Here is a 12,296-nt window from a genome sequence, read left to right on the forward strand (position 1 = left end):
GTGGATTGACGCAGATCAAGCTGCCGGAACACCTGCTTGCGATAGATTGTCTGGCGGCCTCAACAGGGAAACGACATGAACGCGCTGATTGCACCTGTCACCAGCACTCCATCCTTCGCGCCCAACCGTTATCACGGCATTCCCATCGGCGCCCTGGCCCCAAGCGGCGAAACCCTGACACCCGAACTGCTGTGGGCCAGCTTCCAGCTGGAAGCCGAAGACCTGCTGAAGATCGACGGCCGCTGGATCGGCGACGACCGCGAACGCAACCGCCGCATCAACACCGCTTACGCCCGGCTGTGGCTGGCCGACCAGCGCTTCCAGTGGGCCGGCCTGGCGGCCTTCGCCTCGAAACAGGTCGGCTGCGGCCTGCTGCACAGCGCCGAGATCGTCGACGCCCGCCGCCGCGAACGCGAAGCGATCGACGCTTCCATCGGCCATGGATCGGCGCCCGGCGTGCAGTATGGCGCGACCATGAAACAGCTCGCCACCGAAATGGCCGGCAGCAGCCTGGCGCGCCGTCTCGGCCACGGCAACACCCACGTCTTCCTCGACATCTATCCGCTGCACCGCTTCTACATGGAGCGCGGCTGGGAGGCATTCCGCGCCTGCCTGCCGCACCGCCAACTGGCGCGCTACGCGGTGCGCTGGGACGTCGACCGCGGCACCCTGCCCTTTGCGGCGTCTTTTCCCGAGGTGCTGCGCGGCTTCGAGCAGATCGAAAACGGGCGAATCGCCGACAGCGTCCGTACACAGGCCCAGCACGAGCAGGTGAACATCCTGCAGAAGATCATGTACGACGCGCCGGTGATGCAGCTGCTGCTGGACTGGAACCAGCTGGCGTGGGCGACCGATTTCCCTTCCGGTGATTACCAGGCGATTGAGCTCAGCTTGTCGGCGCAATGCCCGGCGCCGGCCGGTACGACCACCACGTTTTCGAAGGCGCGTTATGCGAAGTTGTGGGATGCGAGCGAGCGCATGCCTTTTGTGTTCGCGGCGGCGGAGCAGCTGGATGCGCTCTTGGCCGGACCCGAAGGTGCGCAGGTGGAGGCGTCGATCCGCATGATCTCGGGCGGCGCCCTCATTGCGTGAGGCCGAAAAAAAAGCGCCCGGAACTCCGAGCGCTTTTTCGTGACGGATCACGCAACCATCAAATCAACCCACCCACTTCCGCGCATTCTGGAACATCCGCGCCCAAGGCGAATTCTCGCCCCAGCCATCCGGATGCCAGGACATCGTCACCGTACGCGCCACGCGCTCGGCGTGCGGCATCATCACCGTGAAGCGGCCGTCCGGCGTGGTCACGGCAGTCAGGCCGCCTGGCGAGCCGTTCGGGTTGAACGGATACTGCTCGGTCGCCTGGCCGCGGTTGTCGACATAACGCAGCGCCTGAACGACCTTCGAAATATCGCCGGTCTGCGAGAAGTCCGCAAAGCCTTCGCCGTGCGCGATCGCCAGCGGCGCGTGCGTCCCGGCCAGGTCGGCAAAGAAGATCGACGGCGAATCCAGCACCTCGACCATGCCGAAGCGCGCTTCGAACTGCTCCGACTTGTTGCGGGTGAACTTCGGCCACGCCTCGGCACCCGGGATGATGGACTTCAGGTTGCTCATCATCTGGCAGCCGTTGCAGACGCCCATGCCGAAGGTGTCGCCACGGCCGAAGAAGGCTGCGAACTGCTCCTTCAGCGACGCGTTGAACAGGATGGTCTTGGCCCAGCCCTCGCCCGCGCCCAGCACGTCGCCGTAGGAGAAGCCGCCGACGGCGATCAGGCCCTTGAACGCTTCCAGCGACACGCGGCCGGCAATCAGGTCGCTCATGTGCACGTCGACCGCGGCGAAGCCTGCCTGGTGCATCGCCCAGGCGGTCTCGATGTGCGAGTTGACGCCCTGCTCGCGCAGGATCGCGACCTGCGGACGCGCGCCCGTCGCGATGAAGGGCGCGGCGATGTTGACGTTGGTGTCGTGCACCAGCTTCGGGCTAAAGCCCGGATCCTGCTCGTCCAGCAGACGATCGTATTCCTGGTCCACGCAGGCCGGGTTGTCGCGCAGGCGCGCGATGCGCCAGCTGGTTTCGCTCCACAGGCGATGCAGTTCGCTGCGACGCTTGTTGTAGATGACCTTGGTGTCGCGCGTGAACTCGATCACGCCGCGGTCGTTGACCTTGCCGATGATGTGACTGCAGGCGCCCAGCTCGAAGGAACGCAGCACGTTCATCACTTCGCTGCGCTGCTCGTGGCGCACCTGGATGACCGCGCCCAGTTCCTCGTTGAACAGCGCGCGCAGCGTCATCTCGTTGCGGCGCTCGCCGACTTGCGCGGTCCAGTTCTTGGCGTCGCCATGGTCGGAGGCGTGCTCGCCTTCCATGGTCAGGATGTCGAGGTTGACCGAGACGCCGGCGCGGCCGGCGAAGGCCATCTCGCACAGCGCCGCGAACAGGCCGCCGTCGGAACGGTCGTGGTAGGCCAGCAGTTTGCCGTCCGCGTTCAGCTGCTGGATCGCGGCGAAGAAGGCCTTCAGGTCCTGCGGGTTGTCGAGATCCGGGGTGTCGTTGCCGACCTGGTTCGTCACCTGCGCCAGGCTCGATGCGCCCAGGCGGTTCTTGCCGCGGCCCAGGTCGATCAGGATCAGCGAGGTGTCGCCGGCATCCAGGCGCAGCTGCGGCGTGAGCGTCTTGCGGACGTCGGTGACCGGTGCGAACGAAGACACGATCAGCGACACCGGCGATATCACCGCTTTCGCTTCGCCGCCCTCGTTCCAGGTGGTGCGCATCGACAGCGAATCCTTGCCGACCGGGATCGAGATGCCCAGCGCCGGGCACAGCTCCATGCCGACCGCCTTCACGGTGTCGAACAGCGCGGCGTCCTGGCCGGGCTGGCCGCAGGCCGCCATCCAGTTGGCCGACAGCTTGATGTCTTCGATACTGGCGATCGCGCTTGCCGCGATGTTGGTGATCGCTTCGCCGACCGCCATGCGGCCCGATGCGGCGGCGTCGATCACGGCCACCGGGGTGCGCTCGCCCATCGCCATCGCCTCGCCCTTGTAGCCTTCGAAGCTGAGGGTTGTGACGGCGCAGTCGGCCACCGGCACCTGCCACGGACCGACCATCTGGTCGCGCGCGGTCATCCCGCCGACGCTGCGGTCGCCGATGGTGATCAGGAAGGATTTGTCGGCCACGGTCGGCAGCAGCAGCACGCGGCGCGCGACTTCTTCGAGTTCCAGGCCGGTCACGTCGACCGGCTTGAAGTCATTCTGTACGTGGACCACGTCGCGCTGCATCTTCGGCGGTTTGCCGAGCAGGACGTCCATCGGCATGTCGACCGGGGTGGTGTTGGTGAGCGGGTCGATCAGGCGCAGCTGACGCTCTTCGGTGGCGACGCCGACGGCCGCGAACAGGCAGCGCTCGCGCTCGCAGATCGCGGCGAAGCGCGGCAGATCTTCTGGCGAGATCGCCAGCACGTAGCGCTCCTGCGATTCGTTCGACCAGATCTCGCGCGGCGACATGCCGCTCTCTTCCAGCGGTACCTTGCGCAGGTCGAAGGTCGCGCCGCGCTTGGCGTCGTTGGTGATCTCCGGGAAGGCGTTCGAGATGCCGCCGGCGCCGACGTCGTGGATCGAGATGATCGGGTTGGCTTCGCCCAGCTGCCAGCAGGTGTTGATGACTTCCTGCGCGCGGCGTTCCATCTCCGGGTTGCCGCGCTGGACCGAGTCGAAGTCCAGGTCGGCGGTGTTGGTGCCGGTCGCCATCGAGGATGCCGCCGCGCCGGCCATGCCGATGCGCATGCCGGGGCCACCGAGCTGGATCAGCAGGCTGCCGACCGGGATATCGTTCTTGTGGGTGTGCGCGGCCGAGATATTGCCGATGCCGCCGGCGATCATGATCGGCTTGTGGTAGCCGAACACGGCGCTTTCAGTTTTTCCTGCGCCGAGTGCCAGTGGGCCGACGTTCTGCTCGTAGGTGCGGAAATAGCCGCCCAGGACCGGACGCCCGAATTCGTTCGAGAAGGCGGCGCCGCCGAGCGGGCCGTCGACCATGATCTGCAGCGGCGACGCGATGCGCTCCGGCTTGCCGTAGGCCGGGCTTTCCCACGGCTGCTCGGCACCCGGGATCGCCAGGTTCGACACGGTGAAGCCGGTCAGGCCCGCCTTCGGCTTGGCGCCGCGGCCGGTCGCGCCTTCGTCGCGGATTTCGCCGCCGGCGCCGGTCGATGCGCCCGGGAAGGGCGAGATCGCGGTCGGGTGGTTGTGGGTCTCGACCTTCATCAGCGTGTGGGTCAGCTGGGTCGTGCCCTGGTATTCGTTGGCTTCACCCTGCGGGAAGAAGCGCATCGCTTCCGCGCCTTCCATGATCGCCGAGTTGTCGCTGTAGGCGACGATGGTCCCCTTCGGCTGCAGCTGGTGGGTGTTCCTGATCATCTGGAACAGCGACTTGTCCTGCTTGACGCCGTCGATGGTCCATTCGGCGTTGAAGATCTTGTGGCGGCAGTGTTCGCTGTTGGCCTGGGCGAACATCATCAGCTCGACGTCGGTCGGGTTGCGCTGCACCTTGGTGAACGCATCCAGCAGGTAGTCGATCTCGTCTTCCGCCAGCGCCAGGCCCATGTCGCGGTTGGCTTCTTCGAGGGCCAGGCGGCCCTTGCCGAGCACGTCGACGGCTTCGAGCGGACGGCCTTCGAGTTCGCGGAACAGGGCCGAGGCTTCGTCGGCGCTGCGCAGCACGGTTTCGGTCATGCGGTCGTGCAGCAGGGCCGCCACCGCCTGGGCTTCTTCCGCACCCAGCTTTTTCGGGGCACCGAAGCCGGTACCGAGGATGCCGCTCTTGAGCACCACGGTGTAGGCCACGCCGCGCTCGATGCGGTGGATGTGGGCCATGCCGCAGTTGTGCGCGATGTCGGTCGCCTTCGACGCCCAGGGCGAGATGGTGCCCAGGCGCGGGATCACGAAGTACTCCTCGGTCACGCCCTCGTACTGCACGGCAGGCACAGGCTCGCCGTAAGTGAGCATGGCCGATAGGCGCTCGGTGTCTTCAGCAGACAAAGGTGCGCTGGTATCGATGAAATGGTAGAAACGGGCCTGCACGGCAGCGATCGTCGGAGCGACGGCTTGCAGTTGGGTCAGGATCCGTTGGCTACGGAAGGCAGAGAGGGCGTTGGAACCCGGCAGAATCAACATGGCTTGAAAGTCGGTTGATGCAGCGTGGCTGCGGGTGGAAGATAGCCCGCTATTATACAGCGTCGACCATGTGCCCGGCTTTACATTCCTGGAATGGTTGCTGGAACTGCAAGGAGTCGGTATCTTAGCGGAGGAGACCCGTCGGGCATGGATGAGAAGAAGAATGCAAGAGCATAGTCAACTGAATAGCCAACTGAGCGTACTGGTGGTCGATCCGAACCCCGGCATCCGCGCCAATCTGCAGAACATGCTCAACCAGTCGGGCATCACGCGCGTCGAGTATGCTGTCAACGCCGGCACCGCGATCAAGCAGCTCGCGCGCAGGAACTACGACGTGGTCCTCTGCGAATACGACCTCGGCGGCGGCAGCGGCAGCGAAGGCCAGGACGGCCAGCAGTTGCTGGAAGACCTGCGCCACCACAAGATCATTCCGCCCTGGGCCATCTTCATCATGCTGACCTCGGAGGCCGCGCACGACAAGGTGATCGGCGCGGCCGAGCTGCAGCCCACCGAATACGTCCTCAAACCCTTCACCGCCGAGGCCCTGAACCAGCGCATCCAGCGCGCCCTCGCCCGCCGCACGGCGATGCTGCCGGCCTACCAGCAGGTCGCCCAGGGCAATCCGCAGGCGGCGATCCGCACCTGCATCGACGCCGCCAACACGCAGCCGCGCCACGCCGCCGACTTCGCGCACCTGCGCGCCGAGCTGCACGCCTCGCTGAAGGAACACGAACAGGCGGAAGCCGTCTACCGCCAGCTGATCGCCGCTCGGCCGCTGGGTTGGGCGCGTCTCGGCCTGGCGCGCAGCCTGGCTGCGCAAGGCCGCACGCTTGACGCAATCGACCTGCTGGAGCAGCTGGTGCGCGACAACCCGCGCCTGATGGCGGCCTACGACCTGCTGGCGCGCTGCTTTGAGGAGCGCGGCGAACATGCCCAGGCCCAGAAGACGCTGGAAGAGGCAGTCGGCATCTCGCCCAACATGGTGCGGCGCCTGCGCAAACTGGGCGAGGTCGCGCTCGAGACGGGCGACATCGCAGCGGCCGAGAAGTCCTTCAAACAGGTCGTCACGCGCTCGCGCTATTCCGAATTCCGCAACCCCGAAGACCACGTCAACCTGGTCAAGGCGCTGGTGCGCAAGGGCGATGCCCAATCGGCCGCCGGCGTGGTGCGCGACATGGAGCGCTCGCTACGCGGCACGCCGGAACTGGATGCCTGCGTGGCGATCTCGAACGCCCTGCTGCAGGAAGCCGGCGGCAACCAGGCCGGTGCGATCGCCGGCCTGCGCAGCGCGGTGACGGCGGTGCGGGCGGGAAGCGCGCTGTCGCCGGGCTTGAAGGTGGGCCTGACCCGTTCGCTGCTGGAGCACCGCATGGACGAGGAGGCGTCGGAGGTCATGCTCACTGCCATGAATGGGCAGGATGGTGGCGTCACTGCGCAACAGGCGATGAACGTGTTCGTGAAGGCCGGCCGGCCCGACCTGGCCGACGGCATGGGCAAGCAGCTGCGCGCCCAGGCCCAGATCCTGCTCGGCGTGGCCGACGAGAAGCGCAACATGGGCGACGTGCGCGGCGCCGTGCAGACCCTGCTCGAGGCGCTGCACATGGCGCCGGGGAATCTGCAGGTGATGATCGCGGTGGTCGGCGGGATTCTCCGGCAGATCATGGAGATGGGCTGGGACCATCCGTTGGCCGGGCTGTGCACCGAGCAGCTGGAGCGGATCCGGGCGCTGGATCCGGCGCATCCGCGTTTGCAGGCGCTGGATGAGGAGTTTTTGGCGGCGAAGCGGAAGTATGGTATTTCGACGTAGGGTGGGCTCCCCGAGCGCACGCCCAAGTTTGCATCATGCGAGCGTCGCACGTGGGCACAGGGTGCCCACCCTACAGTGAACCGAACCCGCCCCCACCCGGCGTCTCCACCACGAACATGTCGCCAGCCTGCATATCGACCTTTCCGATATGCCCCAGCTCCTCCACCCTTCCATCCGCGCGCAGCACCAGATTGCGTCCCTTCGCCGCAGGCTCGCCACCCGCCATCCCGAAAGGCGCATGAATCCGGTTATTCGACAGAATCGCCGCCGTCATCGGCTCCAGGAACCGCACCTTGCGCACCCCGCCGTTACCGCCATGCCGGCGCCCCGCCCCGCCCGAGCCGGTACGGATTTCGTAGCTCTCCAGCCGCACCGGAAAACGGAACTCCAGGATCTCCGGATCGGTCAGGCGCGAGTTGGTCATGTTGGTCTGCACCACGTCCGTCCCGTCGAAGCCTTCGCCCGCGCCGGAGCCGCCGGAGATGGTCTCGTAGTACTGGTAGCGTGCGTTCCCGAAGGTGAAGTTGTTCATCGTGCCCTGCGAGGCCGCCATCACGCCGAGCGCGCCGTACAGCGCATTGGTGATGCAGGTCGAGGTCTCGACGTTGCCCGATACGACCGAGGCCGGATAATGCGGGTTCAGCATCGAGCCGGGCGGAATGATGACCTTCAGCGGTTTCAGGCAGCCGGCGTTCAGCGGGATCTCATCGTCGACCAGGGTGCGGAACACGTAGAGCACCGCCGCCATGCACACCGCCGACGGCGCGTTGAAGTTGTTCGGCAGCTGGCTTGACGTACCGGTGAAGTCGATTTCGGCGCTACGGTTTTCCGCATCGACGCGGATCGCGACCTCGATGCGCGCGCCGTTGTCCAGCTCATACGTGAAGGCGCCGTCCTTCAGCACCGCGATCACGCGCCGCACCGCTTCCTCGGCATTGTCCTGCACGTGCCCCATGTAGGCGCGCACCACGTCCAGGCCGTAGTAGGCGACCATCTTGCGCAGTTCCTCGACGCCCTTCTGGTTGGCCGCGACCTGGGCGCGCAGGTCGGCCAGGTTCTGGTCCGGATTGCGCGCCGGCCAGCGCGCGGCCAGCAGCATCGCCCGCGTCTCTTCTTCACGCAGCACGCCATCCAGGCCATCGACCAGCTTGAAATTGTCGACCAAGACGCCCTCTTCCTCGATGTGGCAGGAGTCCGGCGGCATCGAGCCCGGCGTGGTGCCGCCGATGTCGGCGTGGTGGCCACGCGAGCCGACGTAGAACAGGATTTCCTGCCCGGCCTCGTCGAACACCGGCGAGATGACGGTCACGTCCGGCAAGTGGGTGCCGCCGTTGTAGGGATCGTTCAGCACATACACGTCGCCGGCCTTCATCGTGCCCGCGTTCTTGCGCATCACGGCCTTGATGCTCTCGCCCATCGAGCCCAGGTGCACCGGCATGTGCGGCGCATTCGCCACCAGGTTGCCCTCGTGGTCGAAGATGGCGCAGCTGAAGTCCAGGCGCTCCTTGATGTTGACGGAGTACGCCGTGTTCTGCAGCCGCAGGCCCATCTGCTCGGCGATCGACATGAACAGGTTGTTGAAAAGCTCCAGCATCACCGGGTCCGCGCTGGTGCCGATCGCGTGCCGCTCGGGCAGCGCTTCGACGCGGCGCAGCACCAGGTGGTCGTAAGCCGTCACCTCGGCCTGCCAGCCGGCTTCCACCACCGTGGTCGCATTCGCCTCGGCGATGATGGCCGGGCCCTTGACGATGGCGCCCGGCTTGACGCCCGCGCGCAGGTAGACGGCGGTGTCGCGCCATGTGCCGCCGGCGAACATGCGCACGGTCTCGTGCACCGCCGGGGCTTCAGCGCTAGCAAGCACCGCTTGCGGCATCTCCGGCGGCGCGTCCGAGCGCCCCAGTGCCTCCACCGACAGGGCTTCGACCACCAGCGCCTTGCCCGGCATGAGGAAGGAAAAGCGCCGGCGGTAGGCGTCCTCGAACGCCCGCTGCATGGCCGCATGCGCATCGAGGCCGACCACGATGGCCGAATCGGTGCCCTCGTAGCGCAGGTGCACGCGGCGCAGCAGCTCGATGCGCTCGGGCGCCACGCCCTGCGCCTGCAGATCCTCGCATGCGCTCGCGCCGAGTTCGTCCAGCTCGGCCGCCAGCTGGTCTGCGGCGATGTCGGCCAAGCGCTGCTCGACCGCGCGCTCGCGCATCGCGCTCTGGTCGGCCAGGCCCATGCCGTAGGCCGACAGCACGCCCGCCAGCGAATGGATGAAGACCGTCTTCATGCCCAGCGCGTCCGCCACCAGGCAGGCATGCTGGCCGCCGGCGCCGCCGAAGCTGGTCAGCGTGTAGCCGGTCACGTCGTGGCCGCGCTGTACCGAGATCTGCTTGATCGCGTTGGCCATGTTGCCGACCGCGATCTGGATGAAGCCCTCGGCCACCGCTTCCGGTGCCGGCGTGCTGCCCGTGGCGGCGCCAATCTCGCTGGCCAGTGCCGTGAAGCCGGCGCGCACGGCGTCGAGGTCGAGCGGCTGGTCGCCCGTCAAGCCGAACAGGCGCGGGAAATGCGCGGGCTGGATTTTGCCGAGCATGACATTACAGTCGGTGACCGTCAGCGGGCCGCCGCGCCGGTAGCTGGCCGGCCCCGGATTGGCGCCGGCGCTGTCCGGGCCGACGCGGTAGCGGCTGCCGTCGAAGTGCAGGATCGAGCCGCCGCCGGCCGCCACGGTGTGGATGCTCATCATCGGCGCACGCATGCGCACGCCCGCCACCTGGGTCTCGAACACGCGCTCGTAATCGGAGGCATGCGCGCCGGCGAAATGCGAGACGTCGGTCGAGGTGCCGCCCATGTCGAAGCCGATGACGCGTTCGAAGCCGGCCAGGCGGCTGGAGCGCACCATGCCGACGATGCCGCCGGCCGGTCCCGACAGGATGCTGTCCTTGCCCTGGAAGGCGCGCGCATCGGTGAGGCCGCCGCTGGACTGCATGAACTGCAGGTTCACGCCCGGCAGCTCGCCGGCAACCTGGTCGACGTAGCGGCGCAGGATCGGCGACAGGTAGGCATCGACGACGGTGGTGTCGCCGCGCGCCACCAGTTTCATCAGTGGGCTGACCTGGTGCGATACCGAGATCTGGGTAAAACCGATCTCGCGCGCGATGCGGGCGACGGCAGCCTCGTGGCGCGTGTGGCGGTAGCCATGCATGAAGACGATGGCCAGGCTGCGCAGGCCGGCGTCGTAGGCCGCCTGCAGTCCGCGGCGCGCGCTGTCCTCGTCCAGCGGCAGCACCACGTCGCCATGCGCGCCGATGCGCTCGTCGATTTCGATGACGCGGCGGTACAGCAGCTCGGGCAGGACGATGTGGCGATCGAACAGGCGCGGCCGGTTCTGGTAGGCGATGCGCAGGGCGTCGCGAAAGCCGCGCGTGATGGCGAGCACGGTCGGCTCGCCTTTGCGCTCCAGCAGCGCATTGGTCGCCACCGTCGTGCCCATCTTGACCGCCTCGACGGCGCCTTGCAGCACCGCTTCGCCTGGTTTCAGGCCCAGCAAGTGGCGGATGCCGGCCACCGCGGCATCGCGGTAGTGCTCCGGGTTCTCGGACAGCAGCTTGTGGGTGACGAGGACGCCATCGGGGCGCCGCGCCACGATGTCGGTAAAGGTGCCGCCGCGGTCGATCCAGAACTGCCAGTCCATGTTCTCTCCATTTGTATTCGGTTTGCCATGCGATAAGCGCCGCTTATTGTAGTCGCCCAGGGAAAATTCGCGCACGGCGCCGCGATTTTGGCGAAAATGCAGGCTGACGCCCTCTTTCCGGAACGACCATGGATACCCTGCTCTACACCTGCGACCAGATCCGCGCCATCGAACACGCCGCCCAGGCCCATCTGGCGCCGGGCACGCTGATGGAGCGCGCCGGCGAGGCCGCCGCCGCGTACGCCCGCGAACTGCTGGCCGGCGAGCCGGGCGGCGCGGTGCTGGTCCTGGCCGGCCCCGGCAACAACGGCGGCGACGGCCTCGAAGTCGCCGCGCATCTGGCGCGCGAGGGCTTCGACGTCGAAGTGCTGCACCTGGCGGGCAGCGCCACGCCTTCGTTCGAAACCGGCCGCGCCCTGCAGCGCGCAGGCGATGCGCAGGTCCGCTTCGTCGACGCGATCCCGCCGGGCCGGCCCTGGCGCCTGGTGGTCGACGCGCTGTTCGGCATCGGCCTGGCGCGCGCCTTGACCGGACAGGCGCGCGAACTCGCCGTGTGGACCGCATCGCTGGATTGCCCGGTGCTGGCGATCGACGTGCCCAGCGGCCTGGATGCCGATACCGGCACCATCGTCGGCCCGCACGGCGCGGCGGTGACGGCCACGCATACCATCACCTTCCTCGGCAACAAGCCGGGCCTGCACACCGGCGACGGTTGCGACCATGCGGGCGCGGTACGGGTCGACATGCTGGGCGCGGACGGCTTGCAACAGGAAGCCGCGCAGGCCGTGCTGAACGGTCCGGCGCTGTTCGCCGAACGGCTGGCGCCGCGCCGCCGCAACACGCACAAGGGCAGCTTCGGCGACCTGGTCGTACTCGGGGGGGCGCGCGGCATGCTCGGGGCCGCGGTGCTGGCCGCGCGCGCGGCCCTGCACGGCGGCGCGGGCCGGGTGTTTGCCGCCACCCTCGATCCGGGCATGCTGCTCGACCCGCTGCAGCCCGAGATCATGTTCCGCGACGCAGCGGGACTGGACTATGCCGGGCGCAGCGTGGTCGCCGGTCCGGGCATGGGCAATGCGGATGCCGCGATCCACCTGTTCGGCAAGGTGCTGGAAGCGCGCGGGCCGGTGCTGGTCGATGCGGACGCCTTGAACCTGGCGGCGGCGCGACCCGAACTGGCCGAGCGCCTCTGCGCGCACGGCGGCGAGGTCGTGCTGACGCCGCACCCGTTGGAAGCGGCGCGCCTGCTCGGGGTCACCGCCTCCATCGTGCAGGCCGACCGTCTCGAACATGCGCGCGAACTGGCGCTGCGCTTCAACAGCGTGGTGGTGCTGAAAGGCGCCGGCAGCGTGATCGCACGCCCGGACGGCTTTGTTGCCGTCAACACCAGCGGCAACCCAGGGCTGGCCACCGGCGGCAGCGGCGACGTGCTGGCGGGCTTTTGTGGGGCTTTATTGGCGCAGGGCTGGCCGGCCTGGGAGGCGGCCCTGGGTGCCGTGTGGATGCATGGGGCGGCGGCGGACTGGCTGGTCGAGGATGGGGCCGGGCCGATCGGCTTGACGGCCGGCGAGCTGCCTCGGGCGATCCGGGCCGTTTTGAATGCCTTGGTAGCGGATGTCGCTAGGTCGGGAACGTGGGCAC

5 protein-coding genes are annotated in these 12,296 nt (G+C 67.6%); 3 read left to right on the top strand and 2 right to left on the bottom strand.

Features of this window, described 5'->3' with window-relative positions; translation table 11 throughout:
• Positions 1 to 75: 75 nt before the first annotated feature.
• Positions 76 to 1,092 carry a DUF2515 family protein gene (locus tag NX782_RS19765; protein WP_258847198.1) on the top strand — a complete coding sequence of 339 codons (1,017 nt, stop codon included), beginning with the start codon at positions 76 to 78 and terminating at the stop codon, positions 1,090 to 1,092.
• Positions 1,093 to 1,155: 63 nt separating this feature from the next.
• Here NX782_RS19765 and purL read toward each other — a convergent pair whose 3' ends face one another.
• Positions 1,156 to 5,169, bottom strand: coding sequence for a phosphoribosylformylglycinamidine synthase (gene purL, locus NX782_RS19770; RefSeq protein WP_258847199.1), 4,014 nt, complete (start codon positions 5,167 to 5,169; stop codon positions 1,156 to 1,158).
• A gap of 163 nt (positions 5,170 to 5,332) precedes the next feature.
• Between purL and NX782_RS19775 the strand changes: the two genes are divergently transcribed.
• Positions 5,333 to 6,976: a tetratricopeptide repeat-containing response regulator gene (locus tag NX782_RS19775; RefSeq protein ID WP_258847200.1), complete on the top strand. Its 1,644-nt coding sequence runs from the start codon at positions 5,333 to 5,335 to the stop codon at positions 6,974 to 6,976.
• Positions 6,977 to 7,046: 70 nt separating this feature from the next.
• Here NX782_RS19775 and NX782_RS19780 read toward each other — a convergent pair whose 3' ends face one another.
• Entirely contained in the window at positions 7,047 to 10,658 is a 3,612-nt protein-coding gene (locus NX782_RS19780) for a hydantoinase B/oxoprolinase family protein (RefSeq protein WP_258847201.1), read from the bottom strand.
• Positions 10,659 to 10,786: 128 nt separating this feature from the next.
• Here NX782_RS19780 and NX782_RS19785 point away from each other — a divergent pair.
• Positions 10,787 to 12,296: NAD(P)H-hydrate dehydratase (locus NX782_RS19785; RefSeq protein ID WP_258847202.1), on the top strand; the 1,510-nt coding region annotated here is incomplete at its 3' end.

Source organism: Massilia norwichensis (genome assembly GCF_024753245.1).
Classification (GTDB): Bacteria; Pseudomonadota; Gammaproteobacteria; order Burkholderiales; family Burkholderiaceae_D; genus Telluria; species Telluria norwichensis.

Bases quoted from the DNA above. Each gene is read 5' to 3' on its own strand.
- NX782_RS19775 (WP_258847200.1), top strand. From the start codon at position 5,333: ATGCAAGAGCATAGTCAACTGAATAGCCAACTGAGCGTACTGGTGGTC.
- purL (WP_258847199.1), bottom strand. From the start codon at position 5,169: ATGTTGATTCTGCCGGGTTCCAACGCCCTCTCTGCCTTCCGTAGCCAA.
- NX782_RS19780 (WP_258847201.1), bottom strand. From the start codon at position 10,658: ATGGACTGGCAGTTCTGGATCGACCGCGGCGGCACCTTTACCGACATC.
- NX782_RS19765 (WP_258847198.1), top strand. From the start codon at position 76: ATGAACGCGCTGATTGCACCTGTCACCAGCACTCCATCCTTCGCGCCC.